Origin of the sequence: Burkholderia arboris, from assembly GCF_038723655.1 — a bacterium.
GTDB lineage: Bacteria > Pseudomonadota > Gammaproteobacteria > Burkholderiales > Burkholderiaceae > Burkholderia > Burkholderia arboris.
Map to the genome: position 1 here is coordinate 2,771,829 of NZ_CP109821.1, position 24,628 is coordinate 2,796,456.

The window sequence follows — 24,628 nt, forward strand, 5'->3', positions numbered from 1 at the left end:
CGCGCGATTACCGTTATCGCGCACACCGAAACGCGTCATCCCCGTGCTACGATTTTCGGCATACAGGAGACGCCTTCATGCAGCCCGAAACCGCCCGCCGTTTCGATACCGAATTCGCCCCGCGCATCGCGCAGGCGATCGCCGCCTACTTCGCCGAGCACGTGCTGACCGACGTCGTCCCGTACGGCGGTCACGGGCATCCGACGCGCGTGCAGATCCGCAGCGCGCCGCACGAGCATGTGAGCGGCTTCGAGCATCCGCTGAACCTCGAGCTGACCTGGGACACCGACGAGATCGAGCGGCTGATGGAACCGGACGGCCCGCAGCGCTTCGAGCACTACCTGGCCGCGCTGCCGAGAAAGCTCGGCGCATGGCAGGGCGCACGCGAGATCGATCTCGCGTCGCGCACGCAGGCCGACCCGCTCGTGCGGCTCGGCGGTCTCGACTTCGAAGGCTGATTGCGCACGCCGGCCTGCAGCCGCACGTGCCGGCGTCGCGTCACGCAGCCCGGTGATACACTCGACCGGCCCCGTCCCGGTGCCGCTGCGCCGGCCGGGCCGTTCATCGCCGCCTCCACCCTTCCGCATGGTTGCGCACGCAACCGGCAACCGGGCGCGCGGACAACCACGCTCTCGCTCCCGTCATGAACGCCGATACCGGCCTGCCGCTTCCGCAACGCTACTGGGCGATCGTCTGCGTCGCCCTGGGCATCACGCTCGCCGTCCTCGACGGCGCCATCGCGAACGTCGCGCTGCCGACCATCGCGCGCGACCTGCATGCCTCCGACGCCTCATCGATCTGGATCGTCAACGCGTACCAGCTCGCGGTCACGATCACGCTGCTGCCGCTCGCGTCGCTCGGCGAGCGCATCGGCTATCGCCGCATCTACATCGCCGGGCTCGCGCTCTTCACCGCGGCCTCGCTCGGCTGCGCGCTCGCCGGCTCGCTGCCGATGCTGGCCGTGATGCGCGTGATCCAGGGGTTCGGCGCGGCCGGCATCATGAGCGTCAACGCGGCGCTCGTGCGGATGATCTACCCGTCGTCGATGCTCGGGCGCGGGCTGTCGATCAATGCGATGGTCGTTGCGTTGTCGTCGGCGATCGGGCCGACGGTCGCGTCCGCGATCCTGTCGTTCGCGTCGTGGCCGTGGCTGTTCGCGGTCAATGTCCCCATCGGCATCGCCGCGGTACTCGGCAGCCTGCGCGCGCTGCCGGCCAACCCGCTGCACGACGCGCCGTACGACTTCCTGAGCGCGCTGATGAACGCATGCGTGTTCGGCCTGCTGATCACGGCCGTCGACGGGCTCGGGCACGGCGAAGGTCACGCGTACGTCGCGGCCGAGCTGGCCGTTGCGTTCGTCGTCGGCTACTTCTTCGTGAAGCGCCAGCTGTCGCAACCGGCGCCGCTCCTGCCGGTCGACCTGATGCGCATCCCGATGTTCGCGCTGTCGATCTACACGTCGATGGCGTCGTTCACGTCGCAGATGCTCGCGTTCGTCGCCCTGCCGTTCTGGCTGCAGAACTCGCTCGGCTTCTCGCAGGTCGACACGGGTCTCTACATGACGCCGTGGCCGCTCGTGATCGTGTTCGCGGCACCGCTCGCGGGTGTGCTGTCGGATCGCTATTCGGCCGGTGTCCTCGGCGGCATCGGGCTCGCGCTGTTCGCGGCCGGATTGCTGTCGCTCGCGACGATCGGTGCGCATCCGGGCACCGTCGACATCGTGTGGCGGATGGCGCTGTGCGGCGCGGGCTTCGGGCTGTTCCAGTCGCCGAACAACCGCGCAATGCTGTCGTCGGCGCCGCGCGAGCGAAGCGGCGGAGCGGGCGGCATGCTGAGCACCGCGCGCCTGTCGGGCCAGACGCTCGGCGCCGCGCTGGTCGCGCTGATTTTCGGGCTCTCGCCCGATCGCGGTCCGACGATCGCGCTCTATGTCGCCACGGCGTTCGCGGCAGTGGCGGCCGTCGTCAGCATGCTGCGCATCACGTCGCCACGGCCGGACACGGCGACCTGACACCGCCTCGCGCCGCTCGCGTCATGCGGCGTCGAGCGCGTCCATCACGAAGCGCACGCGCGCCTTCACGCTCGCGCGCGGCAATTCGATCAGCCGGTAGCCGTACGACGTGTAGCAATCGACCATCGCGTCATAGGTACGCTCGGCTTCCGCGAAATCCTGCCGGCGCTCGGTGTCCTGCGCATAGATCTCGGGCCACGGCGGCGCGATGAACACGCGCCGGTGATAGCGGAAGCGGCGGGCCGCGGCCTCCGCATGCGCGGGTACCGCCAAACCTGTCAGCCGCAGGTAGCCAACCACGTCCGGCACGCCACGATCGAAGAACACGGGCCCGCGCGCCTGCCGCGCGAGATGGTACGAGCGCATTTCCCAGCTCAGCATCAGCTCGGCGAACGCGGCCGGGTCGCGCCACGGCAGCGCAAGGCCGTCGACGGCCATCTGGTCGCGGATCACACCGCGCCCGGCCTCCTGCGAGCGCGCGAATCCGGCGCGCTCGAGCGCATCGAGCAACGTGCTCTTGCCCGAACCCGGGCCGCCCGTCACGACGAAGAAGCGGCCGGTTGCGTCGTCGTCCGCTTCTTCGTCGGCACCCGCGCCCGGCGTGACGTCACGCATGTGCAACCCGCCGGCCCGCGCGTTGCGTGACCGACGCAGCCGCCGCGACACTGCGCAAGTCGGCAACGAACGTGTCGCGCCACACCGAGAGGTCGTTCTCGCGCAGCCGCGCGAGGTTCTCCTCGTGACGTGCCTGCCGCTCCGCGAGCGGCATCGACAGTGCGCGTTCGAGCGCCTCGGCCATCTGCGACAGGTCGTACGGATTGACGAGCAGCGCACCCGTCAGCTCGGCCGCCGCGCCCGCGAACTCCGACAGCACGAGCACGCCCGGATCGGCCGGATCCTGCGACGCGACGTACTCCTTTGCGACGAGATTCATCCCGTCGCGCAGCGGCGTCACGTAGCCGACCTGCGACATCCGGAAGAACGCCATCAGCAGGTTGCGCTCGTACTTGCGGTTCAGGTACTGGATCGGCGTCCAGTCGAGCTGCGAGAAACGGCCGTTGATGCGGCCGGCTTCGCCTTCGAGCGTTTCGCGGATGTCCTGGTAAGTCTGCACGTCGGAACGCGTCGGCGGCGCGATCTGCAACAGCGACACGCGCCCCTGCCAGCCCGGCGCGTTCGCGAGCATCCGCTCGAACGACTGGAAGCGCTCGACGAGCCCCTTCGAGTAATCGAGGCGATCGACGCTCATCACCAGCTTGCGGCCGTCGAGCGCCTCGCGCAGCATCTTCACCGGCTTGCGCGTGCCGTACTGGACGGCCGCCTGCGCGATCGCGTCGGGATGCACGCCGATCGGATAGGCCGCGACCTTCACGACGCGGCCGTGCGCATGCAACATCCCGTCATCGCTCGCCGCCCCGATTCCGCGCCGCTCGATGTAGTCGGTGAATGCCCGCTTGTCGCTCTCGGTCTGGAAGCCCGCGACGTCGTACGCGCACATGAACTTCACGAGCTCCTCGTGCGGTGGCACGAGGCGCAGCATGTCGGGCGACGGAAACGGGATGTGCAGGAAGAAGCCGATCGGGTTCTTCACGCCGAGCTCGCGCAGGTAATGCGCGAACGGCAGCAGGTGGTAGTCGTGTACCCAGATCAGGTCGTCGGGCCGCAGCAGCGCGGCGAGCTGCTTCGCGAGCATCGCGTTCACGCGCAGATAACCCGCGTACTCCTGACGATCGAAGCGCGCGAGATCGCCGCGGTAGTGAAACACCGGCCACAACGTTGCGTTCGAGAAACCGCGGTAGTACTGGTCGTAGTCGCGCCGGGTCAGCCCGACCGTCGCATAGGTCACGTTGCCGTCCCGCTGGATCGCGGGTTCGGCATCCGGCGCACCGACGATCTCGCCGTTCCAGCCAAACCAGACGCCGCCCGTTTCCTTCAGCGCGTCCATCACGCCGACGGCCAGGCCGCCCGCGCTCGGGCGCGTGTCCTCGCCGGCGGCGACACGGTTCGATACCACGATCAATCTGCTCATGCGGCTTCCCCTCCTCGATTCGATTGGCTGGCGCGCGACGCGCACCCGAGCGGACACGGCGGCCCGAAGGCGGCCGCGCGGCGATTCAGTTCCGAGAAATGCGATGAAATACGGCGGTGGAATGCAGCGACGACGAAATCAAGCGTCCTGCTCCTGGCCGAGGTCGCGTTGATAGTCGAGCCCTTCCGGGCGAGCGCCACCCTGGTTGTGATCGCCGTCGGACGGCGTGTCGTCGGGCTTGCCGGCAGCCGGCGCCGGTGGTGCGTCGGGCTGCGGACGCGAGCGGTCTGCCCCGGCGTCGGGCGGCCGGTGGGACAACCGTTTCGAACGGCGCATGGCTGGGTGTCTCATATGTGGCGCGGCTCGAGGCCGTCGTAGAAACATTCCATAACAAAACAGTCTAGGTCGGTTCCTTGCATCCCGAGGTAACAATTACCTTCAATTTGTAACGTTTCGACCCCTCACCAATCAACTATCCGACAATAGCGCCGCGCGTTCGCGCGCGGTACGCCGGCCGGCGATTTGTCAAAGCTTTGCAGTTCTCCTATGACAATTGCGAAACAATGACGCGGCATCGGGGCGTGCACGCGTCGCCGCTCACCCAGACAGGACTTGCACTCAGGGATGAACAATCGTTTCGAATCGCCGCGCCGGGCCATGCCGGCGCGCGTCGTGCTGGCCGCGATCGCCACGGCCGCACTGCTGTCCGGCTGCAATTCGCTGTACAGCGAAGGCGCGACAGCCGGCGCCGGTATCGCGGGCGCCGCAATCGCTTCCAAGGTCACCAACAACGCGGCCGTCGCGACAGGCATCGGTCTCGGCGCCGTCGCCGGCGCGCGGGCTGGCGTCCAGTACTCGCAGCGCGTCGCACACCGTTACACACAGGAACAGATCGCGAAGGCGGCCGGCCCGCTCGACGTCGGCGGCGTCGCACCGTGGTCGACCCACCACTCGTTCCCGATCGAGGACGACGAGCAGGGTCGCGTGACGGTCAGCCGGATGATCAGCGTCGGTCCGCTCGACTGCAAGGAAATCGTGTTCGCGGTCGACACGCCGGCGAAGGCCGACAAGGCCGCGCAATCGGCGTTCTACGTCGCCACGATCTGTCGCGACGGCCCCGCGTGGAAATGGGCGTCGGCCGAACCGGCGACCGAACGCTGGGGCGCGCTGCAATGAGCGTCGCGATCCGTATCGCGGCGATCGGCGCGCTGTGCGCGGCCACCGCCGCGCTGTCGGGCTGCGGGTCGGTCGGCGCGGCGAGCGGCGCACTCGCCGGCGCGGCGACGGGCCTCGTCACCGCGAACCCGGCGGTGGGCGTCGGCGTCGGGATTGCCGTGCAGGCCGCGACCGACGAGGCCGTCAACCGCACGATGAAGCAGCTCCATCAGAACCAGCAGGACGCGATCGCGAAGGTGGCCGGCAGCCTGGCCGTCGGCGAAGTGAAGCCGTGGAAGGTGAAGAACACGCTGCCGCTGGAAAACGGCGAAGGCGAAGTGCGCGTCGCGCGCGCTTACTCGACGCCGCTGGCGCTGTGCAAGGAATTCACGTTCTCGGTGAAGGACGGCGACAAGGCCGACTGGTATTTCGCGAATGCGTGCCAGCAAGGCACGCACTGGAAGTGGGCGTCGGCGGAACCGGCGGTCGACCGGTGGGGGAATCTGCAGTAGCGGTGCGATGCGCCGCGCGCCATGCGCGGTGCCCTGCCGTTCTGGTCAGCCGCAACCGGCAGTCGTTACATAGACGCGCGCAGCTGCGTCACGCTGCCGTTGATCCGTGCGGAACACGCATCCATCGTCCGGGTTGCAGGCCAGGCACCGCTCTGCTGCCAGCCAATCGGGAACCGCCGAGAATGCGACTTGCCAATCCGGGCACTTCGATCATCGGCACGCTCGTCAGCCGGGCAATCAGATCGATGCGCCTGTCCGTTGATTGAACGCAGCCCGCATCACTTCCGGGCCGATCATTTCCATTCGACCCAGCTCGGCGAGGACCGCCGCAAGTATGCCGTCGACCTCGGGATCCACCGCTCTCATCTGCGTCAGCAACGCAGGCCGGAAAGCTTCATCTTCACTGATTCCCGATTCGCCCGTCTGGCGTCGCGCGCGATACAGCACGCCAACCCAATAGCGAGTGCGCTCGATTGCACTCCATCCCGCATAGGTGTCCGGGAACCTCGCTTGTTCGATTGCTTGCCGAACGACTGTCTCTGGATCGGCCAGAAACTGCATGAAGAACATCTGCTCTCCAACTGCAAGCCTCGACGAGGTCACCGGATCGTATGCGGTATAGGTTTCATAGCGAACGTCGGTAGCGGCCTCGAGCCGATTACCTACTTGCACCCGGATTCCATCTCGCAGAACTATCCGCCGCTCCAGCGGAAATCGTGCTTCGCGCTCGTTGCGTGACAGCAGACGCCCCAATTGCGGCGAAAACTCGACTTCATGTTGACGACCGATTTTCGCGTCGACGTACCAGACGATGATCGTTTGGGACTCGGCACTCTCGAGCGCCTTCAAGAAAACTGCCTCGGGAATCAACGCCGTCAACGATGCCGGCAGCGCGGAGTACGGCAACTTGTCACGCTTCAACATCCCGACGGCCCCGGAAGCAATTTGCCCGGACAGTTCCGGGCCAGATACCGCAAACTTCGCACCCGGCGGCGGCCGTTACGTACGCGCGCGAAGCTGCGCCACCCTTTCCTTGATCTTCGCGGACAACGCATCGTCCGGGTTGTAGGTCAGGCACCGCTCCAGATCGGCAATCGCAGCCTTGATATCGCCCAGCGTCTCGTAAACGCGGGCGCGGTTGAAATAGACGAAGGGCTGATCGGGATTGAGCTTCAGCGCCTTGTCGAAATACTCCAGCGACTTCTGGTAGCCACCGCCTTCGAGGAAAATCGTCGCGAGCGTGCAGTACGCCGACGGATCCGTGTACCCCAGCTCGATGGCGCGGTTCAGATCGTTCAACGCGAGATCCGTCTTCTTGATCATCGCGAAGGTCGTGCCGCGGTCGGCATACGTCGCCGCGTCTTCCGGCGCAACTTTCAGGATGTCGCCGTATAGCCCGAGCGCATCCTCGATGCGCCCCTGCGACACGAAACCGCGCGCGCGCATGCGAATCGGTGAAAAATCGGGATTCTTGTCGGTCATTCCATTCAGCTCCAAAAACTTCGTTTTCCCAATATCCGCTTCACCGTCTGAAAACCGATCCGGCTCAGCGTGCGGACCTCGCGATCAAGCCTTTCAGGTAGCTCTCCAGCACACTGAACTTGACGATCGACGCATTCCGCCACGTCGGATGCTGACTCGCCGCAGCCTTCACGGCCTCCGGGAAATCATCACGCAGCCACAACTCCGCAACATGTAACCTGGCACCCAATTCACCGTCCATGTCTTCCAGAACCATGTGCCCGCACCACGGATACTCGTTCAACCCGCTGGCCTGCACTCTCACGAACATGAGCGCACGCTCCCCGACTTGAAGCGCCACGTTACCCCAAGTCGGCGGACCACCGGTGAACGTGATCTCCGCTCCGAGAAGATCCGGCGTGATGCCTTTTCCGCTGGAATAGATGCGCTCGACCTTCGCCCGAAAAACTTGCGGCCCCGGGGCGTCGACAACGGACGCGAGCACCAGATCGAACGACTCTGCGGCTACGGTATAGAAATCCTTTTTCTCACTCATCGATCCCGATCTCACGGCTTCCAGGGCTTCCAGGGCGTCCCGACCTTCTCGAGTTCGGGCATGTAGTTCTGCAATTTTCCGGTCGCCTCTGGAATGGGGATACCGAGACGGCCGGGGAATGTTGCGCAGTTATAGTTGTTTTCCGGCCATTCGCCGGACTTGGGCGGCCATTGATATCGAATGTCGTCCATGGGCCCACGCGCGACCAGCTCCTCATGCGCCGCCAGAATCGATTCATACTGCTCTTGCGTGACCGGTATCTTCTGCTCATATACCGTCTGCAGCGCGCCGCCCCCTCCACGGGCCGGCAGCGGATTCTCTGCAATCAGGGAGAATGGCGTCTGGTCCTGAGTCAGTTGCCCGGGGTAGCTGCCGGATGACTTCAGATTAGCAAATACATCCGCCGCGGTCGCATCCCCCACTGCCGGGCCAAAGCCCCAAATCGTCTTGCCTCCGTCGAACGAATACCCGACGTGACCAGTGTACTGATACGGGTGCTGCACGCCTTCGGCGTTGGGCGTCCGCCCGCCACCGCGTACCCCGAACAACGAAATCGTCGGCTGCTCCGTCGCGCCTGCGGCACCTTCGGTGGCCTCCAGCGCCGACAGTTCGCCCGCCACGGAGCCCGCCCCCCTCGCCCCGCTGACGAGCCCGGCGCCCTTCGCCGCCCCGAACCCGCCCAGCAAGCTTCCTCCAAGCATCGACCACTTTTGCCCGTCGGAACCTTCGCCGAAAATCTTTCCGCCCAGCCATCCGCCGACTTCACCGCCGAAAAAACCGCCGGCCGCGCCGAGAATCGCCAGCGCCGGCCCGGCAAGGACGGCCGCGGCGGCAATGCCCACCGCGGCCATCGTCCAGTTGACCCACGCCGGGATCTCGGGATTGAACTCCCCGACCGCCGGGCCGCCGATGAACACGTTCGGCGATCCGTCGTTGATCAACGCGCCGCACATCATCCGGTCTTCCTTGCGGCTCGCCGGCTGGCTGTTGATGTAGACCGTCGACGAACCTTGCGCGACCACCTGCGGCGGACCCGCGTGGTCGCTGCACAGACCCAGGCTCAGGATGGCCCGCATCGCCGCGCGACTGTTGATGAAGACGTTGGGTGAGCCCTTTATCAGACTTCCCGTGACATGCCGGGGCGCCCACGACATCGTGCCCAGCACTTCGCCGAGCCCGCCGCCCGCGGCAGCGCCCGCCGCGACTGCGGCAATCACCGTCAACGCGGCGCCGCCCGTTGCGACCACCGCCACGGCCCCGATTACCGCGCCGGCGATCAGCCCGGCAATCATCCATCCCTTGGACGCCGTATGCGCAATCGGATCGCCCAATCGCGCAGCAGCAAGCAATGTATCCACGCGCGCTCCCCGTTAGCCCGCGTTCGCAACCGCGGTCAGATAAGCACGCACGGCCTCGATGCTCTGCATGCCGGTCATGCCCTTCACCGCCGCCACACCGCCGAGCCGGTCGCCCAGCGGGGCATGCTCGCGCGCATCCGTCGTCCAGAGCGCGAACTGACGGCCGTCCAGTGCTCTCCACGCCGGTTGTCCGATCGGAGCAGGTTGCAACGCCAGCGGCTCACCGGACGGGCCGAAGAACGCGGTGTCGTCGAACATTTCCGTGACGTCGTGCCGGAACAGTTCGGCCAGGCCGGTGAGCGCATACAACGTCGCGCTCGGCTCATGCAGCACGAAGACGATGCCCGCCTCGTCCTGGCCGAGCGCGGTCGGCACGAAAGCCGCACGGTCGGGCCGGGCCAGCACGACACTCTCGAGCAAGCTCTTGTACTCCTTGCTCTTGTCCTCCGTGAACGACTTCGGACAGGTACCGATGAAACTGATCGCCACGCGCTCGCGCCCGGCCTTCGGCGACATCACCACCGTCTGGCGCTGATGCAGCGGCGTGCCTTCCGACACCCACTGATAATCGACTTCGCGTGCGGTTTCGCCGTCGATTTCCCGATTGTCCAGATGCTTCAATTCGAAACGCGGAAGCGACTTGCGCATCTCCGATACGAGCCGCGTCACGAACGTATCGACCGTGTCGTCCGGCTCCATCGGCGCACGCGAAACCACGAACGTGAATTCGCTGCTCCCTGCTTCATCGACCGTGAACAGGTGAATCGTCTTGTCTTTGAAGTGCGCCGGCAACTGAATGACGGCGTCGTTCATCTGATATTCGGACATGCTCTTCTCGGTTCGGCCTGCCCGTCGGGGCAGGCGCCGGATTGAAACTGTTCGCCGGCGGCACAGGCGCAGCCGGCGCAGCCGTCATGCGGCTTGCGTTACTGCACGCCGGCCGTGACCAGACGCTTGTGAATGGCTTCGATGCGACTCAGCTGCGGCGAGCCTTTCGGCGTCTGCTGCAGTTCGTCGCCGAGGACTTTCGAATAGGCGAGGCCGTTGTCGTTCTTCACCGACGGATCGGCGCCATGCGCGAGCAGATAATCGACGACGTCCCACTGCCGCAGGCGCGTCGCTTCGTAGAGCGCGGTTTCCTTCATCGAGTCCCGCAGATTGACGTTGGCCTTGTGTTCGACCAGCGCGCGCATTTGCGGCAACAGCGTGTCCTTGCAGGTTGCGAAGAGCAGCGGCGTATCGCCGTCGTACCTGAGATCCGGGTTCATGCCGCCGGCCAGCAATGCTTTCAGCAGGTTGGGCGTGTCGGCCCGCGCAGCCAGATAGGCGACGTTCGCGCCGTTCTCGCCGAACGGCTGTTCGGGCTTCGCGCCGTCCCGCACCAGTTCGCTGACGATCTGGAAGTGCACGTTCGTGGCGTCCGTCTTCACCGGAATCGCCTCCTGCACCGCGAACGACAACAGGGTGGCCTTCTTGTTGCCCGGCGCAGCCAGATCGGTATGCGTCGCAAGCGATTTGACCTGCTCGAGATTTCCGTCGCGAATGGCACGCGCCAGCTCGAGTTGCGATCCCGAGAAAAAGTCTTCGGGCGGGTAACGCTTGAAGTCTGCCATTTTTGTTTCCTGTGCTTGAGTCGGCCACCAGAACGGCGACGACAAACCGATTACCGCGACAACCGCGCCCGCGGCGATGACCTTGCTGTATTTCATCAATGTCCCTGAAGTTGGCTCAGCAACGACGCCTGCTGATCGGCAACGGTCGTTTCCAGCCCGCTCGTCACCTGCCCCATCATGTGGCGCTGAACGGTCGTCAAACTGGTACCCGGGATGGTGATCTGCTCACCGGCGGCCTTGGGCATCAATTGCGACGTCACGTCGCTGATCGGGCCCAGCCTGCCTTCCTGCACCCCGGTCAGGATGTCTCCGTCGACCCGGTAGTTCGTGATGGCCGACGCCCGCGGTGTTGCGCCGTACATCGGCAGCGTTTCTGAATTGAGGCCGGCCGCGTTGAACGTCGTCGCGCCCGCGCCGCTGGCCTGGGACGCCGCCGAAGCCAGCCCGCCGCCGAGCGAATGACCGGTGAGATCGAGGCCGCCTGCATTGCCGGAGCCGTAGATCTTCTTGCCGATGGTCACCGCGCGATCGTAGTACGGGGAGTTGTCGCCCAATCCCTGATTGAGGTTGTTCGACCAGTCTTCCTTGACCGTGGGCTGCGTTCCCTTGAAGGCCAGGGTAGGCTTCATGCTGTCGCCGAACACCGCGGGATCGGGCACGTATGCCTGCGCACCGAAGTTGCTGCCGGGAATCTGCAAGTCCTGCGGCCTCAGGCCGAACTTCTTGAGCGCTTCCGGATCGTTCGACACGTTCTTCCATCCCGGCGGCGCCGTACCCGGCGCATACACGGCTCCCGCGAGTTTGGCCAGCTGCTGCGCCTTGACCGTCGCCTGAAGCTTGCGTGCCGCTGCCTGCACCTTGGGATCGGCCGATGCGAGACCCGCCGCGATGATCGCCTGCTGATTGGCCCACTCGATCGCCATCGCCTGCTCGGGCGTCACGAACAGCCCCTGGTTCAGGTGGATCACCGGGCCGTCGAGAAAGATGCCGCTCTGATTGATCAGGATGCTCGATGCGCCGTGGGACAGCTTGATGCTGTCCGGCTTCAGCGTGACGATGCTCGCGCCCACGCGATGCTCGATCTCGTCCGTCGCCTGATAGCTCTGCTTGCCCGGCCCCGCATCGCCGGCCAGCGCCTGCACGCCGACACTGTTGGCCGTCGTGAAACGCGCTTTCGCGATCTTCTCCGACAGGTTGCCTTCCGCAACATGCTTGCTCTCGTCGCCTTTCAGCACCGACACGCTCCGCGCGCCGGATTCGACCGTGTGCGACTCGCTGTCCTTGACGATCGTTTTCATGTCCTTCTGCGCATGCAGAAAGACTTCCTGCGCCCCGTTCACGTCCGAGAAGCGCAGTTCGTTGAAGCCATCGCCCTTGTGCGTCTGGCTGCGCATCCCCATCGTCTGGCCGCCGCTGCCGTGGTACGGGTTGCCCGAATCGCCGTTGAACACGCGCCCGACGACGATGGGGTTGTCCGGATCGCCCTGGTTGAACGAGACGAGCACCTCCTGGCCGATCCGCGGGATCGCCGATCCGCCCCAGCCCTTGCCGGCCCACGGTTGCGACACGCGCACCCACATCGAGTCCGAACCGTCGAGCTTGCCGCGCCGGTCCCACATGAAATGCAGCTTGACCCGGCTGCCGTCGGTGTAAATTTCCTCGCCCTTCGGCCCGACCACGATCGCGGACTGCGTGCCCTGCATGTGCGGCTTGGGCGTACGCCGCTCCGGCCTGAACGGGATATCGATCGGCAGGCACGTGAACGTGTTGTGATACGGCAGCTTCGACGTCTGCTGGGTATAGTCGTTCGCCACCTGATGACGAACGCGGAGGATCACGAAGTCCTTGTTGTTGTAAGTGGACGTGCCGTGATTGACCAGCGTGAATCGCCCGTTCGTCGTCATCCCGTGCGCATGCCCCGCGCCGTTGAAGCGATGCGCGAGCGCCTCTTCCGCTTCCATTGCGTAGCACGCGTAACGTTGCCCGTCGTCGCCGTGGTCATACAGCGAATGGAACTGGTAACGCTCGGTCGTCTGGATGTTCGGGTGCTTCAGGTTGACCGTCGGCACCTCGACGTGCATCAGTTGCGAGGACGGCTGGTTGTAGTTGAAATCCCGGTACGTGATCTTGCCGACCCGGAAGCTGAACGCCTCATCCCATCGATCGATGCCGTTCTGCTCGCTCGCGGCGCTGCTGGCTTCGTACGGAATCGTCTTCAGGTTCGGAATCGGCTGAAACACCGCGTTGGTGTCACCGATCACGAGGACGTGCTTGTCCTGTTCGTAGCGGAGCGTCCAGATCAGCCCTTCCTGCTCCATCAGGCGCGAGCAGAAACCGTAGTACGACTCGTCGTACATGACGATGTACTCGAGCTTCGGACGCTCGCCCTGCATCGCGAACTCGAAATCCGCAAAACCCATCTCGCGGAAAATGTCGGTCAGGATGTCCTGCGGCGTCTGGTTCTGGAAGATCCGGCAATCGGTCGAGCGTGTCAGAAACCAGAACCACGGCACGACCGACATTTCGTAACGGGTCACCGAGCCCGATTTTCCGACGCGGCCGAACGACGCGACGTACCCGTCGAAATATCGCTTCGTCTCGGTATCCGCTGCCGACGTCACGACGCGCGTCAGACTGAAATTGCGGCTCTGCGGCTCGAGCGTGATCTTGACCCGCTGCCCGACAATTTCCTGGGGTTCGATATTGTTGCGATGGGACAGCAGGTCGAGATGTGTTTCGGTCAGCTGATTGACGTGTTCGTCGATGACCGCCGCGCTGACCAGCAGCACGTCCGGACCGAGCGGCGTTTCGATCGTGATGAAACGATTGTCCTGGGTCAGACGCGGAAGCCCGCCCGTCAGGCTGTTGATGGCTTCGGCAATCGACTCCGGGGCCTTGCCCATCAACGACAAGCCGGTCTGCGCCAGTTGCACCGCGCTCGCGGCCCCGCCAAGCAGCCCCGCACCGGGCATACCGGTCAACGCCCCCAGTTGTCCCGCCATTCCGGCAATCGAACCCAGATTGCCCAGACCGCCGGCCAGGGTCGCACCGCTCCCTCCCGTCCCTTCGGGGTTTCCGTTTGCTGCGAAACTCATCATTAACCTCGTTCTTTTTGTCGGGCGAACCCGCCGCGACCTGGACGCTATCGCACCAACAAGGCGCTCTCAGCCACCTTGAAGGCGCCAAATATATCAAATCACAAGAGAATTCATAACCATTTGTCAGCATTTAATGTTGAGGCGCGTTGACAGCCGTGATAGATCCCCAATATCGATTGCCGACCGCCAGTCTCAGGCGCCCGACTGTCGGACGCATCGCACGATCGGCCTGCGATGCACGGCCGGAGCGCGGCGTACACCGAAAAACGAACGAGCCGATGCAGCGGGAAATCAACGTGTGGCGGGCCGGATGGCGCAGCCGGTCGTGAGCAAGGCGGTGCGCGCGACGATCGAACCGGGCGCGGCATGCTTGACGCATGCCATGCGCCCGTGCCCCCGGCAGGGGCACGATCCGGCGTTCAGGTAGGCGGGTAGTCAACGCGCGGCGCTCGTGGCGAACGCCGGGGACAGGCCCCGTACGGCCCTTTGCGGGGAGCGGCCGAATCGAACCGCGGCAGGCATCCGTGCGATGTCCGCCGAATGCTTTCGACCGACTCCGCGGGCGTCAGGACTCGACGTCCTCGAGGCTGAAGATCTCGGTCTGGTCGTTGTACGAGAAGATCTCGCCGTAGCGGCCCCAGTCGATCACCGCGTCGAGCGTTTCCTCGGCCGCGCCGTCCGACAGGAAATCCTCCAGCTCCTGCTCGAAACGCACGCGCGGCGCGCGGTGGCCCGGGCGCTCGTTCAGCACCTTCTTGATCCGGGCAGCCAGCGGCACGTGCTTCAGCAGATGATCGGCGAACATCAGCTTGCGCTCCTGCGTGCCGAATTCCGCGAACACGCGGCCCGGCGGCGTCAGGAACACGTCGCCTTCGCGCACGTCCGCGAAGCCGAGGTACTGCAGCACTTCGGCGATCGGGAACAGGTCGTCGACCTCCAGATGCAGCGTGCGCGCGATTTCCGGCATGTCGGCACGGCCGTGGTACGGCGCCATCGCGAGCGTCTCGATCAGGCCGGCCATCAGGTTGGTCGACACCTGCGGCAGCCAGCTGCCGAGTTCGAGGCCCTTCTTCGTCGCCTCGCCGGTCTGGCGGGCCGTCATCTTCGCGTAGATGTCGTCGACGAGCTTGCGGAACGCCGGGTCGAGCCGGTTGCGCGGATGCTTGAACGGCACCTTGATCTCGGCGATCACGCGGCCCGGGTTCGACGACAGCACGAGGATCCGGTCGCACATGAACACGGCTTCCTCGATGTTGTGCGTGACGATCAGCACCGACTTGATCGGCATGCGGCCCTGCGTCCACAGATCGAGCAGGTCGGTACGCAGCGTCTCGGCCGTCAGCACGTCGAGCGCCGAGAACGGCTCGTCCATCAGCAGGATCGTCGGATCGACGACGAGCGCACGCGCAAAGCCCACGCGCTGGCGCATGCCGCCCGACAGCTCGCGCGGGTACGCGTTCTCGAAGCCGTCGAGACCGATCAGGTCGATCGCGGCCAGCGCGCGTTCGCGCCGCTCGCGCGCGCCGACGCCGAGCGCTTCGAGGCCGGCTTCCACGTTCTGCAGCACCGTGAGCCACGGGAACAGCGCGAAGGTCTGGAACACCATCGCAACGCCTTCGGCCGGGCCATCCAGCGGCTTGCCGAGATAGGTCACTTCGCCGCCGGTCGGTTCGATCAGCCCGGCGATGATTCGCAGCAGCGTCGACTTGCCCGAGCCGGAACGGCCGAGCAGGCCGACGATTTCGCCCTCGCGCAGCGACAGGTTCGCGTCGTCGAGCACGAGCAGTTCGCCCTGCGTCTTGTTGAAGCCGCGGCAGACGTGATCGACACGCAGGATTTCCTCACCGAGGCGCGGCGGCTGGGACGTCTGGACGGGGGCGTTTACAGCATTCGGATTGTGCATCGCGTTTCGCTCTCAATCGGTCTCAGTCGAGCCGCAGCTTCGCTTCGGCGAAGGCATACAGCGGGCGCCACAGCAGGCGGTTGAACAGGGTGACGAACAGGGACATCACGGCGATGCCCAGGATGATCTTCGGGAAATCGCCGGCGGCGGTGGTCTGCGCGATGTACGCGCCGAGGCCGTGGGCCTCGATCTTGGTGTTGCCCCACTGCACGGCTTCCGACACGATGCTCGCGTTCCACGCGCCGCCCGAGGCGGTGATCGCACCGGTCACGTAGTACGGGAAGATGCCGGGCAGGATCGCCTGCCGCCACCACTGCCAGCCACGGATGCGGAAGTTCGTCGCCGCTTCGCGATAGTCGTTCGGGTAGGACGTTGCGCCGGCGATCACGTTGAAGAGGATATACCACTGCGTACCGAGCACGATCAGCGGCGACAGCCAGATATCGGCGTTCAGGTGAAAGCGCGCGATCACGATCACGAACACCGGGAACAGCAGGTTCGCCGGGAACGCGGCGAGGAACTGCGCAAGCGGCTGCAGCTTCTCGGCCAGCTTCGGGCGCAGCCCGATCCACACGCCGATCGGCACCCAGATCACGGAGGCGATCGCGATCAGCACGACCACGCGCAGCAGCGTGATGAGCCCGAGCACGAGCACGTGGCCGACCTCGCCCATCGTCACGCCGGTCGAGACGAAGCTGACGACGCGCCACACGATATATGCCGTGCCGATCAGCACCAGAACCGCCCACGCGATGTCGACCGTGCGCGACGCCTTCTTCTCGACGCGCGGCAGCGTGAAGCGCATCGCGCCCGACAGCGGCAGTCGCAGCGGGATCCGCGCCGCCTTCGCGAAGAACCAGCCGGCCGGTACGAGCAGCTGATGGATCAGGCGCGTGCGGCGCACGAGGTCGAGCAGCCACGATTGCGGCGCATCGCCCGACGCGGTGTTCTCCATCCGGAACTTGTCGGCCCACGCGATGAGCGGGCGGAACAGGAACTGGTCATAGGCGAGGATCACGACCGTCATCGTGAGGATCACCCAGCCGATCGCGCCGAAGTTCTTGTCCGAGATCGCCTGCGCGAGATACGCGCCGATGCCCGGCAGCGTGATGGTCTGGTTGCCGACGGTGATCGCTTCCGACGCGACGACGAAGAACCAGCCGCCCGACATCGACATCATCATGTTCCAGATCAGGCCCGGCATCGAGAACGGCACTTCGAGCTTCCAGAAGCGCTGCCACGACGTCAGGTGGAAGCTGCGCGCCACTTCGTCCAGGTCGCGCGGCACCGTGCGCAGCGACTGGTAGAAGCTGAACGTCATGTTCCACGCCTGGCTCGTGAAGATCGCGAAGATCGCCGCCAGCTCGGCGCCGAGCACGCGGCTCGGGAACAGCGCGAGAAAGAACGTGACGGTGAACGAGATGAAGCCGAGCACCGGCACCGACTGCAGGATGTCGAGGATCGGGATCAGCACCATGCCCGCGCGGCGGCTCTTGGCCGCGAGCGTGCCGTAGACGAGCGTGAACGCGAGCGACGCGACCATCGCGGCGAGCATCCGCAGCGTGGTGCGCAACGCGTATTCGGGCAGGTTCGACGGATCGAGCGAGATCTTCTGCGTCTGCAGGGTGCCGATCGGCGCCATCGTCTCGTGAAAGCCGACGACCGCCATCGCGATCAGGCAGATGATCAGCGGAAATGCGATGAAGTCCCACCGGTTCGGCAGCACACGCCACGCGGATGCGTTGGCGGTCCGGTTCGGATTGAAGAATCCGACGTCCATCAGGCGCTCTCCCCGGTAAGGCCGAACGAAGCCGGCAGTCGATGTTGATTCATGGCAAAGCGCACGGGCGCGGTAATTCGATTGACTGGCGATCTCGCGCAGGCGCGAGGCGCCGTGCGTGCATGCGCCGTCACGGCCCGGTCGAGCCGGCCCGCGACGGCACGACACTACACCAACCTGTATTTCAGGTACAACCGTCCGGGGACGGCGCAGGCAGCGCACGGATCGTGCCCGGCGCGCGGTGGATGGCGGGGAACGGCCCGGCCGCAGTCCCACGGCCGGCATGCAGGCCCGAATTATGCCGTGATCCGGCCCGGCCGGGAACCCGCCAGCCGCACGCGGGCGCAAACCGTGTCGGGCATCAGCAGCCGGATCCGGCGAAGCAGGTATGATCGGGGCTAGCCCCCAGGGTCTGTTTCGGCCGTCTCGTGGCAACGCACGCGCGTTCCCCATGTAAACCGGCCCCGGGGATCGACCGACGAGCGGGAGGAAGGGAATGGCAGGAAACTTGGTGATCGTCTGCCGCGATCAGGATGCCGACGCGTTCTATGAACTCATGCAGGAGTACGGGTCGTTCCAGACGCGGCTGTCGTCGACGGCATGGTACCTGAACATGAACGTCGTGCCGGAATCGCTGCAGGAGGAAATCCTGGAGCGCCTCGGCCGGTATACGACCGTCTACATCTTCGAGGCCACCACGGTGACCTACAACACGATCGACAGCAACGCGGCCGAGACGCTCGGCACGCTGTTCGGCGAATGATGCCGGGCGGCGCCTGCCCGGCCGGGCAGGCGCCGCAACCGCTTACGCGGCCTGTGCGTGGGGTTCGTCCTTCGGCACGACCTCGAACGGGAACGTCATCGAGACACGCAGCCCGCCTTCGGGGCGGTTGCCGATGTCGCACGCGCCGCCCAGCCTGAGCACCAGCCGCTCGACGATCGCGAGCCCGAGCCCGCTGTGGCCGTTCCCGCCGCGCGCGGGGTCGAGCCGCACGAACGGCCGCGTGGCGGCCGCGAGGTCACGCGGCGCGATCCCGCCGCCGCTGTCGCTGACCGACAGCACGTAGCCAGCCGGCGTGCGCGCCGTCTCGACGAGCACGGGCGGTGCGCCGTACGCATGCGCGTTGTCCAGCAGGTTCGACAGGATCCGGTCGAGTGTCGCCGTCGGCAGCCGGAAGCCCGGATCGGCCTCCAGCCGCGTCTGGACCGTCGGCGCGTTCGGCGCGACGGCGCGATAGCTGCGTGCGATCCGCTCGCAGGCCTGGTCGACCGGCACCGGTTCGCTGCGATCGGCCCCGCCGTGCGCAAACACCAGAAACTGATCGACGATGTGCGACATCGAGTCGACGTCGCGCACGACCCCGTCGCGCAACCGTGCGTCGTCCATCATTTCCGCCCGCAGGCGCATCCGCGCGAGCGGCGTGCGCAGGTCGTGCGCGACGCCCGCCAGCATCACCGCGCGATCGCTCTCGGCCTGCGACACCTGCTCCACCATCTGGTTGAAGCCGTGCGTGAGCTGGCGCAGCTCGCGCGGGCCGCGCTCGCGCAGCGGCGGCACCGGCTGCCCGCGGCCGAAACGCGCGACCGCGCGCGCGAGCGAGCGCAGCGGCTGCTGCAACTGCCAGGCCGCGAACAGCGCGGCGATCACGCCGGCCGAGAAGATCGTGCCGAGCCACAGCAGCATCCGGTCGAGCGAGCGCGGCGGCCGCAGCGGCTGGACGGGCACGACGATCCAGTTGCGGTCGGCCGGCTCCTTCACCCACAGCACCGGCGGATGGCCGGGCACGCCGATCTGGACCTGCGTGCCGGGCGGCATGCGGTCGCTCACGTCGTCGCGGAACCGCTTGAGCGGCGGCGGCAATCCCGAATCGCCGCCCTTCGGCACGTCGGCACTGTCCGGCGACACGAGCCGCACGCGCGACGGCAGCGGCTGGTCCGGCGTGCGCGCGACGTGCTGGCGCACCGCGTCGACGAGGAAGGTGGCCTCTTCGACGGCATACCGTGTCTGCATCTGGTTGCGCTCGAGCCGCATCGCGAAAAACCACGCGAAGTGCGACAGGAGCAGGACACCGACGACGAGCAGCGCCAGCCGCCCGAACAGTGAATCAATGGGTTTGCGCATGAGCCTCGCCGTCGGGCACGAACACGTAGCCGCGCCCGCGCACCGTCTGGATGAAGCGCGGCGTCGACGGATCCGTTTCGAGGATGCGGCGCAGGCGCCACACCTGGACGTCGATGCCGCGGTCGGTACCGTCGTACTCGGGCCCGTGCAGCAGCTCGAGCAGCCGCTCGCGCGTAAGCGTGCGCAGCGCATGGTTCACGAAGATCTTCAGCAGCGCGAATTCGCTGCTCGACAGCGTGGCCGGCTTGCCGTCGACCGACAGCGTGCGCGCCTGGAAGTCCAGCAGGAAGCGGCCGAACGCGAACGGCTCGCGCTGTTCGGGCGCCGCCGCCGACGGCGTCGCGCGGCGGCGGCGCAGCACGGCCTGCACGCGCGCGAGCAGCTCGCGCGGATTGAACGGCTTGCCGAGGTAGTCGTCTGCGCCGAGCTCGAGCCCGACGATGCGGTCGACGTCGTCCGCGCGGGCGGTCAGCATGATCACGGGGATGTCGTCGCCGGCCGCGCGCAGCTGGCGCAGCGCGGTCAGGCCGTCCACGCCCGGCATCATCAGGTCCAGCACGATCAGGTCGGGCCGCTCGCGCTCGAGGCGCTTCTCGAGCGTCGCCGCGTCGTGCAGCACGGACACTTCCATCCCCTGGCGCACGAGATAGTCGCGCAGCAGGTCTCGGAGTTCTTGGTCGTCGTCGACGATGAGGATCTGGGTAGTCATGGCTCGAAGTTTACCGCGCGAGGGCGGAGTCGAAGAACGAAACAAAGGGACGAAAGGGTTACTGCGGGTTACCGCGCAAGGGAACTGTAATGCACGGTAACCGGGCCGCCGCCCCACGTAACACCCGCCGCGACCTGCATCGCTAACCTGCGTCTTACCGGATGCGGTACTCGGCTTTCCCGGCACCGCATCGCCGGACCCTTTGGATACAAGGAGTTTCTGAAATGTATAAGAAGACTTCCCGCGTGGCCATCGCGGCCGCCACCGTGCTCGCTCTCGCATTCGGCACCGCGCAGGCCGCGCAGCCCAACGACATGCCGCCGCCGGGCGGCCCCGGCATGCACCAGATGCACGGCGGGCACGAAGGCGGCCCGTTCGGCGCGATCATGAAACTGCACGACCAGCTGAAGCTCAACGCGTCGCAGGAACAGCAATGGCAGGCGGCCGTGAACACGATGAAGCAGAACCGCGACACGATGCGCAAGAGCCACGAGCAGATGCGCGAACAGTTCAAGGCGCAGCAGAACCAGCCGATCCTCGACCTGAGCGCGATGCACTCGGCACGCCAGCAGGCCGAGCAGCAGAACGCGCAACTGCGCGAGCAGACGTCCGCCGCGTGGCTCACGTTCTACAACGGGCTGAACGACCAGCAGAAGACGATGGTCAGCACGGCGCTCAAGCAGCAGTTCGCGAAGATGGAGCAGCGCCACGAGAAGATGAAGGAGCGCTGGGAGCAGCACCGCGCGGCCGCCAAGGGCGCGTCGGCGCCGGCGCAGTAAGCCGGCGGGCCGCTTCCCGGAGCGGCACCGGAGGGGACGCGGGCATCGGCCCGCGTCCCCTTTTTCGTTTCAGGCGACGTCGAACAGCAGCACTTCGGCCGTCCGGCCGCGCGCGAACGCCACCGCCTGCACGCCGCCGATCCGCGCGCCGTCGCCGGCGGCCAGTGCGCGACCGTTGACCTCGACGTCGCCGCGCACCACGTGCACGTAGGTGCTGCGCCCGGCGCGCACGTCGAACGTCGCCACCTCGTCGCCGTCGATCAGCCCCGCGAAGATGCGGGCGTCCGCGCGCATCGTCAGCGCGCCGTCGCCGCCGTCCGGCGCCGCGACGAGCCGCAGCCGGCCGCGTTTCTCGTCGTCGGCGAAATGCCGTTCCTCGTAACCGGGGCGCCCGCCCCGCTCGGCCGGCTGCAGCCAGATCTGCAGCAGATGCAGCGGCCGGTCGCACGACGCGTTGGTTTCGCTGTGCACGAGCCCCGTGCCGGCGCTCATCCGCTGAACACCGCCGGACCGCACGATCGCGCCGCAGCCGAGGCTGTCGCGGTGGGCGAGCGTGCCGTCCAGCACGTAGGTCACGATCTCCACGTCGCGGCGCGGCTGCATCCCGAAACCGCGCGTCGGCGCGATCAGGTCCTCGCTCAGCACCTGTAGCGCGCCGACCGGCGGATGCGCATGCGCGGCACGGCCGGCGGAAGAAAAGCTGTGACTCGATTCGAGCCAGCCTTGGCGCGTGTGGCAGCGTTCTTCGGCGCGGCGGATCTGGAACATGGCGCGGACACTCCGGGGGCAGATTCTTTGTTCGGGTTTACCTCCACTGTAGGGGGACACCGAACGCGGCACAATCCGCCGCCGGCGCACCGCATCGTTGCACCTGCGTCGCCAATTGCCGGAATACCCGTTGCGAATACCACGATTGCCGCAACAGCCGAATCGAAGAATCGATCGATCGCGCCGGATTGCGGTTTTCCGGGTATCGCGTTCGGGTAAAATACCGCCCTTTTGGCGCTCGCCTTGCCGGCGGCCGCCATCGCCAGAGCGCCGTTCCGCGATTTTTGGCCGTCTAGAATACGCCGCGGCGCCCGGTCCGACCGGCCGCGAGCGCCCCCGAAAAGCAACAGAAGGATGGAAATGAAGAAGGCCGCCCTGTGCGCCGCCCTCGCCCTCGTGGCGGGCAGCGCCTTCGCGAAGGAGTGGAAGACCGTTCGGATCGGCGTCGATGCCAGCTACCCGCCGTTCGAGTCGACCGCGCCGAGCGGTGAGATCGTCGGTTTCGACGTCGATCTCACCAAGGAAATCTGCAAGCGGATCAACGTGAAATGCGTGTGGGTGGCGCAGGATCTCGACGGGATCATCCCGGCGCTGAAGGCGAAGAAGTACGACGTCATCGTGTCGTCGCTGACCGTCACGGACAAGCGCCGCGAACAGATCGACTTCTCCGACAAGGTGTACGACGCGCCGGCGCGGATGATCGCGAAGACCGGCTCGCCGCTGCTGCCGACGGTCGCGTCGCTGAAGGGCAAGCGCGTCGGCGTCGAGCAGGGCTCGACGCAGGAGACCTACGCGAAGGCGTACTGGGAACCGCAGGGCGTGACGATCATTCCTTACCAGAACCAGGATCAGGTCTATGCCGACCTCGGCTCGGGCCGCCTCGACGCGACGCTGCAGGACGAGCTGCAGGCCGACTACGGCTTCCTGCGCACGCCGCGCGGCAAGGGCTTCGCGTTCGCCGGGCCGGAAGTGAAGGATCCGAAGACGATCGGCGACGGCACCGCGATCGGCCTGCGCAAGGACGATACGGACCTGAAGCTCAAGATCAACAAGGCATTGGCCGACATGCACAAGGACGGCACGTACGACCGGCTGTCGCACAAGTACTTCTCGTTCAGCGTCTATTCGGCTCCGGCCCGCTGAGCGCCGACAAGAAGAAGCAACGGATGCGGGGGCGGCCCCGTGTCCGCGCAGTACAGGCAGTCAACCACGCGCCGCCCGCCCCCTTGCCCGCCGCTCGCGCGACGGGCTCGCCCGGCACCGTTGCCGGGGCGGACGGTCATGATACGCACGGGGCGTTCCGCGCAGCTTGGCGGGCGCGTCTTTCGCGGCGCACTGCGTGCGCCGTCAAGGACCACATATGTTTCTACAAGGTTACGGCCCGCTGATCCTCGCTGGCACCTGGCAAACCGTCAAACTGGCGGTGCTTTCGCTTGCGCTGTCGTTCCTGCTGGGGCTGCTCGGCGCCGGCGCGAAGCTGTCGCGCAACCGCTTCACGAACGGCGTCGGCACCGTCTACACGACGCTGATCCGCGGCGTACCCGACCTCGTGCTGATGCTGCTGCTGTTCTACAGCCTGCAGATCTGGCTGAACATGGCGACCGACGCGATCGGCTGGGACCAGATCGACATCGACCCGTTCCTCGCCGGCGTGCTCGTGCTCGGCTTCATCTACGGCGCGTACTTCACCGAGACGTTCCGCGGCGCGTTCCTGTCGGTCCCGCGCGGCCAGCTCGAGGCCGGCAGCGCCTACGGGATGACGAACTGGCAGGTGTTCACGCGGATCATGTTCCCGCAGATGATGCGCTTCGCGCTGCCGGGCATCGGCAACAACTGGCAGGTGCTCGTGAAGTCGACCGCGCTGGTGTCGATCATCGGCCTGGCCGACGTCGTGAAGGCCTCGCAGGACGCCGGCAAGGGCACGCTGCGGTTCTTCTTCTTCACGCTGATCGCCGGTGCGGTCTACCTCGCCATCACGACGATCTCGAACTTCGTGCTGATGTGGCTCGAAAAGCGCTACTCGACCGGTGTCCGCAAGGCTGACCTATGATCGAACTCATCCAAGAATACTGGCGCAACTATCTCTACACCGACGGCTATCGCATCACCGGTGTCGCGATCACGCTGTGGCTGCTCGTCGTGTCGATCGGCCTCGGCTTCTGCCTGTCGATACCGCTCGCCGTGGCGCGCGTGTCGAAGAAGAAGTGGCTGTCGAGCGCCGTGTGGCTGTACACGTACGTGTTCCGCGGCACGCCGCTCTACGTGCAGCTGCTGCTCTGCTACACGGGCCTCTACAGCCTGCAGGCCGTGCGCGGCACGCCGATGCTCGACGCGTTCTTCCGCGACGGGATGCACTGCACGCTGCTCGCGTTCACGCTGAACACCTGCGCGTACACCACCGAGATCTTCGCCGGCGCCATCAAGGCGACGTCGTACGGCGAGATCGAAGCGGCGCGCGCGTACGGGATGTCCACGTTCACGATGTATCGCCGCGTGATCCTGCCGTCGGCGCTGCGCCGCGCGCTGCCGCTGTACAGCAACGAAGTGATCCTGATGCTGCATGCGACCACCGTCGCGTTCACGGCGACCGTGCCGGACATCCTGAAGATCGCGCGCGACGTCAACTCGGCGACCTACATGTCGTTCCATGCGTTCGGCATCGCCGCCCTGCTCTACCTCGTGATCTCGTTCACGCTCGTGTGGCTGTTCCGCCAGGCCGAGCGTCGCTGGCTCGCGTATCTGCGCCCGCAAGGCAAGTAAGTTTTCGCAGGACT

The 24,628-nt window shown here is 66.2% G+C and carries 24 protein-coding genes; 9 read left to right on the top strand and 15 right to left on the bottom strand.

Going from position 1 to position 24,628, the window contains the following annotated elements:
* The first annotated feature begins 77 nt into the window (after window positions 1-77).
* Together OHZ10_RS13010 and OHZ10_RS13015 are read left to right on the top strand one after the other, a co-directional pair.
* Entirely contained in the window at window positions 78-458 is a 381-nt protein-coding gene (locus tag OHZ10_RS13010; protein WP_059233503.1) for a DUF5594 family protein, read from the top strand.
* A gap of 185 nt (window positions 459-643) precedes the next feature.
* Window positions 644-2,011, top strand: coding sequence for an MFS transporter (locus OHZ10_RS13015; RefSeq protein WP_342702705.1), 1,368 nt, complete (start codon window positions 644-646; stop codon window positions 2,009-2,011).
* 21 nt (window positions 2,012-2,032) lie between these two features.
* On the opposite strand, the gene OHZ10_RS13020 is transcribed toward OHZ10_RS13015, so the two are convergent.
* The 3 genes from OHZ10_RS13020 to OHZ10_RS13030 all read right to left on the bottom strand — a co-directional run bounded on the left by OHZ10_RS13020 (window position 2,033) and on the right by OHZ10_RS13030 (window position 4,376).
* Window positions 2,033-2,626 carry an AAA family ATPase gene (locus tag OHZ10_RS13020; RefSeq protein WP_342702706.1) on the bottom strand — a complete coding sequence of 198 codons (594 nt, stop codon included), beginning with the start codon at window positions 2,624-2,626 and terminating at the stop codon, window positions 2,033-2,035.
* Window positions 2,619-4,040: an alpha,alpha-trehalose-phosphate synthase (UDP-forming) gene (gene otsA / locus OHZ10_RS13025; protein WP_174992932.1), complete on the bottom strand. Its 1,422-nt coding sequence runs from the start codon at window positions 4,038-4,040 to the stop codon at window positions 2,619-2,621. Before otsA ends, OHZ10_RS13020 begins: the two co-directional genes overlap by 8 nt.
* A 138-nt stretch (window positions 4,041-4,178) precedes the next feature.
* Entirely contained in the window at window positions 4,179-4,376 is a 198-nt protein-coding gene (locus tag OHZ10_RS13030; RefSeq protein WP_081051800.1) for a hypothetical protein, read from the bottom strand.
* 288 nt (window positions 4,377-4,664) lie between these two features.
* On the opposite strand from OHZ10_RS13030, the gene OHZ10_RS13035 reads away from it, so the two are divergent.
* Complete coding sequence (locus OHZ10_RS13035) at window positions 4,665-5,216, top strand: hypothetical protein (RefSeq protein WP_059233499.1); 552 nt, start codon at window positions 4,665-4,667, stop codon at window positions 5,214-5,216.
* Complete coding sequence (locus OHZ10_RS13040; RefSeq protein WP_059233498.1) at window positions 5,213-5,707, top strand: hypothetical protein; 495 nt, start codon at window positions 5,213-5,215, stop codon at window positions 5,705-5,707. The genes OHZ10_RS13035 and OHZ10_RS13040 overlap by 4 nt, the downstream gene beginning before the upstream one ends.
* Before the next feature lie 237 nt (window positions 5,708-5,944).
* Here OHZ10_RS13040 and OHZ10_RS13045 read toward each other — a convergent pair whose 3' ends face one another.
* The 9 genes from OHZ10_RS13045 to OHZ10_RS13085 form a co-directional block, all read right to left on the bottom strand.
* A complete protein-coding gene (locus tag OHZ10_RS13045; protein WP_342702709.1) occupies window positions 5,945-6,631 on the bottom strand; it encodes a hypothetical protein in 687 nt (228 codons plus the stop codon).
* Window positions 6,632-6,706: 75 nt separating this feature from the next.
* On the bottom strand, window positions 6,707-7,189 hold the full coding sequence (locus tag OHZ10_RS13050) for a tetratricopeptide repeat protein (protein WP_059233496.1): 483 nt from the start codon (window positions 7,187-7,189) through the stop codon (window positions 6,707-6,709).
* A gap of 64 nt (window positions 7,190-7,253) precedes the next feature.
* Window positions 7,254-7,724: a hypothetical protein gene (locus OHZ10_RS13055; protein WP_342702710.1), complete on the bottom strand. Its 471-nt coding sequence runs from the start codon at window positions 7,722-7,724 to the stop codon at window positions 7,254-7,256.
* Between the two features lie 11 nt (window positions 7,725-7,735).
* Window positions 7,736-9,082, bottom strand: coding sequence for a PAAR domain-containing protein (locus OHZ10_RS13060; protein ID WP_196486591.1), 1,347 nt, complete (start codon window positions 9,080-9,082; stop codon window positions 7,736-7,738).
* A 12-nt stretch (window positions 9,083-9,094) separates the two neighbouring features.
* A complete protein-coding gene (locus OHZ10_RS13065) occupies window positions 9,095-9,910 on the bottom strand; it encodes a DcrB-related protein (protein WP_059233494.1) in 816 nt (271 codons plus the stop codon).
* Window positions 9,911-10,008: 98 nt separating this feature from the next.
* Window positions 10,009-10,695, bottom strand: a complete 687-nt coding sequence (locus OHZ10_RS13070; protein WP_226196671.1) for an ankyrin repeat domain-containing protein — start codon at window positions 10,693-10,695, stop codon at window positions 10,009-10,011.
* A gap of 95 nt (window positions 10,696-10,790) precedes the next feature.
* On the bottom strand, window positions 10,791-13,790 hold the full coding sequence (gene tssI, locus OHZ10_RS13075) for a type VI secretion system tip protein TssI/VgrG (protein WP_342702713.1): 3,000 nt from the start codon (window positions 13,788-13,790) through the stop codon (window positions 10,791-10,793).
* 568 nt (window positions 13,791-14,358) lie between these two features.
* Window positions 14,359-15,696, bottom strand: a complete 1,338-nt coding sequence (locus tag OHZ10_RS13080) for an AAA-associated domain-containing protein (RefSeq protein ID WP_059233492.1) — start codon at window positions 15,694-15,696, stop codon at window positions 14,359-14,361.
* A gap of 22 nt (window positions 15,697-15,718) precedes the next feature.
* The gene (locus OHZ10_RS13085) at window positions 15,719-17,476 is read right to left on the bottom strand and encodes an ABC transporter permease (protein WP_059233491.1); all 1,758 of its coding nucleotides are present in this window, start codon (window positions 17,474-17,476) and stop codon (window positions 15,719-15,721) included.
* 496 nt (window positions 17,477-17,972) lie between these two features.
* Here OHZ10_RS13085 and OHZ10_RS13090 point away from each other — a divergent pair, with 496 nt between their 5' ends.
* On the top strand, window positions 17,973-18,239 hold the full coding sequence (locus OHZ10_RS13090; RefSeq protein WP_011545926.1) for a hypothetical protein: 267 nt from the start codon (window positions 17,973-17,975) through the stop codon (window positions 18,237-18,239).
* Between the two features lie 42 nt (window positions 18,240-18,281).
* Here the strand turns inward: OHZ10_RS13090 and OHZ10_RS13095 are convergent, their stop codons facing one another.
* Together OHZ10_RS13095 and OHZ10_RS13100 are read right to left on the bottom strand one after the other, a co-directional pair.
* A complete protein-coding gene (locus tag OHZ10_RS13095; RefSeq protein WP_059233490.1) occupies window positions 18,282-19,598 on the bottom strand; it encodes an ATP-binding protein in 1,317 nt (438 codons plus the stop codon).
* Window positions 19,582-20,307 carry a response regulator gene (locus OHZ10_RS13100; protein ID WP_006493394.1) on the bottom strand — a complete coding sequence of 242 codons (726 nt, stop codon included), beginning with the start codon at window positions 20,305-20,307 and terminating at the stop codon, window positions 19,582-19,584. Before OHZ10_RS13100 ends, OHZ10_RS13095 begins: the two co-directional genes overlap by 17 nt.
* Window positions 20,308-20,531: 224 nt before the next feature.
* On the opposite strand from OHZ10_RS13100, the gene OHZ10_RS13105 reads away from it, so the two are divergent.
* Window positions 20,532-21,086, top strand: a complete 555-nt coding sequence (locus OHZ10_RS13105) for a periplasmic heavy metal sensor (protein WP_059233489.1) — start codon at window positions 20,532-20,534, stop codon at window positions 21,084-21,086.
* A gap of 69 nt (window positions 21,087-21,155) precedes the next feature.
* On the opposite strand, the gene OHZ10_RS13110 is transcribed toward OHZ10_RS13105, so the two are convergent.
* The gene (locus OHZ10_RS13110; RefSeq protein WP_059233488.1) at window positions 21,156-21,854 is read right to left on the bottom strand and encodes a pirin family protein; all 699 of its coding nucleotides are present in this window, start codon (window positions 21,852-21,854) and stop codon (window positions 21,156-21,158) included.
* A gap of 360 nt (window positions 21,855-22,214) precedes the next feature.
* Here OHZ10_RS13110 and OHZ10_RS13115 point away from each other — a divergent pair, with 360 nt between their 5' ends.
* The 3 genes from OHZ10_RS13115 to OHZ10_RS13125 all read left to right on the top strand — a co-directional run bounded on the left by OHZ10_RS13115 (window position 22,215) and on the right by OHZ10_RS13125 (window position 24,614).
* Window positions 22,215-22,997 (top strand): ABC transporter substrate-binding protein, encoded by a 783-nt coding sequence (locus OHZ10_RS13115; protein ID WP_059236656.1) that lies wholly within the window; start codon window positions 22,215-22,217, stop codon window positions 22,995-22,997.
* Window positions 22,998-23,214: 217 nt separating this feature from the next.
* Entirely contained in the window at window positions 23,215-23,904 is a 690-nt protein-coding gene (locus OHZ10_RS13120; protein WP_151066089.1) for an ABC transporter permease, read from the top strand.
* The gene (locus OHZ10_RS13125) at window positions 23,901-24,614 is read left to right on the top strand and encodes an ABC transporter permease (RefSeq protein WP_059233487.1); all 714 of its coding nucleotides are present in this window, start codon (window positions 23,901-23,903) and stop codon (window positions 24,612-24,614) included. Before OHZ10_RS13120 ends, OHZ10_RS13125 begins: the two co-directional genes overlap by 4 nt.
* Window positions 24,615-24,628: the final 14 nt, after the last annotated feature.

What these genes read in the sequence shown, in the direction of transcription:
- OHZ10_RS13010 (WP_059233503.1), top strand. Translation starts at nt 78, where the DNA reads ATGCAGCCCGAAACCGCCCGCCGTTTCGATACCGAATTCGCCCCGCGC.
- OHZ10_RS13015 (WP_342702705.1), top strand. Translation starts at nt 644, where the DNA reads ATGAACGCCGATACCGGCCTGCCGCTTCCGCAACGCTACTGGGCGATC.
- OHZ10_RS13020 (WP_342702706.1), bottom strand. Translation starts at nt 2,626, where the DNA reads ATGCGTGACGTCACGCCGGGCGCGGGTGCCGACGAAGAAGCGGACGAC.
- otsA (WP_174992932.1), bottom strand. Translation starts at nt 4,040, where the DNA reads ATGAGCAGATTGATCGTGGTATCGAACCGTGTCGCCGCCGGCGAGGAC.
- OHZ10_RS13030 (WP_081051800.1), bottom strand. Translation starts at nt 4,376, where the DNA reads ATGCGCCGTTCGAAACGGTTGTCCCACCGGCCGCCCGACGCCGGGGCA.
- OHZ10_RS13035 (WP_059233499.1), top strand. Translation starts at nt 4,665, where the DNA reads ATGAACAATCGTTTCGAATCGCCGCGCCGGGCCATGCCGGCGCGCGTC.
- OHZ10_RS13040 (WP_059233498.1), top strand. Translation starts at nt 5,213, where the DNA reads ATGAGCGTCGCGATCCGTATCGCGGCGATCGGCGCGCTGTGCGCGGCC.
- OHZ10_RS13045 (WP_342702709.1), bottom strand. Translation starts at nt 6,631, where the DNA reads ATGTTGAAGCGTGACAAGTTGCCGTACTCCGCGCTGCCGGCATCGTTG.
- OHZ10_RS13050 (WP_059233496.1), bottom strand. Translation starts at nt 7,189, where the DNA reads ATGACCGACAAGAATCCCGATTTTTCACCGATTCGCATGCGCGCGCGC.
- OHZ10_RS13055 (WP_342702710.1), bottom strand. Translation starts at nt 7,724, where the DNA reads ATGAGTGAGAAAAAGGATTTCTATACCGTAGCCGCAGAGTCGTTCGAT.
- OHZ10_RS13065 (WP_059233494.1), bottom strand. Translation starts at nt 9,910, where the DNA reads ATGTCCGAATATCAGATGAACGACGCCGTCATTCAGTTGCCGGCGCAC.
- OHZ10_RS13070 (WP_226196671.1), bottom strand. Translation starts at nt 10,695, where the DNA reads ATGGCAGACTTCAAGCGTTACCCGCCCGAAGACTTTTTCTCGGGATCG.
- tssI (WP_342702713.1), bottom strand. Translation starts at nt 13,790, where the DNA reads ATGAGTTTCGCAGCAAACGGAAACCCCGAAGGGACGGGAGGGAGCGGT.
- OHZ10_RS13080 (WP_059233492.1), bottom strand. Translation starts at nt 15,696, where the DNA reads ATGCACAATCCGAATGCTGTAAACGCCCCCGTCCAGACGTCCCAGCCG.
- OHZ10_RS13085 (WP_059233491.1), bottom strand. Translation starts at nt 17,476, where the DNA reads ATGGACGTCGGATTCTTCAATCCGAACCGGACCGCCAACGCATCCGCG.
- OHZ10_RS13090 (WP_011545926.1), top strand. Translation starts at nt 17,973, where the DNA reads ATGGCAGGAAACTTGGTGATCGTCTGCCGCGATCAGGATGCCGACGCG.
- OHZ10_RS13095 (WP_059233490.1), bottom strand. Translation starts at nt 19,598, where the DNA reads ATGCGCAAACCCATTGATTCACTGTTCGGGCGGCTGGCGCTGCTCGTC.
- OHZ10_RS13100 (WP_006493394.1), bottom strand. Translation starts at nt 20,307, where the DNA reads ATGACTACCCAGATCCTCATCGTCGACGACGACCAAGAACTCCGAGAC.
- OHZ10_RS13105 (WP_059233489.1), top strand. Translation starts at nt 20,532, where the DNA reads ATGTATAAGAAGACTTCCCGCGTGGCCATCGCGGCCGCCACCGTGCTC.
- OHZ10_RS13110 (WP_059233488.1), bottom strand. Translation starts at nt 21,854, where the DNA reads ATGTTCCAGATCCGCCGCGCCGAAGAACGCTGCCACACGCGCCAAGGC.
- OHZ10_RS13115 (WP_059236656.1), top strand. Translation starts at nt 22,215, where the DNA reads ATGAAGAAGGCCGCCCTGTGCGCCGCCCTCGCCCTCGTGGCGGGCAGC.
- OHZ10_RS13120 (WP_151066089.1), top strand. Translation starts at nt 23,215, where the DNA reads ATGTTTCTACAAGGTTACGGCCCGCTGATCCTCGCTGGCACCTGGCAA.
- OHZ10_RS13125 (WP_059233487.1), top strand. Translation starts at nt 23,901, where the DNA reads ATGATCGAACTCATCCAAGAATACTGGCGCAACTATCTCTACACCGAC.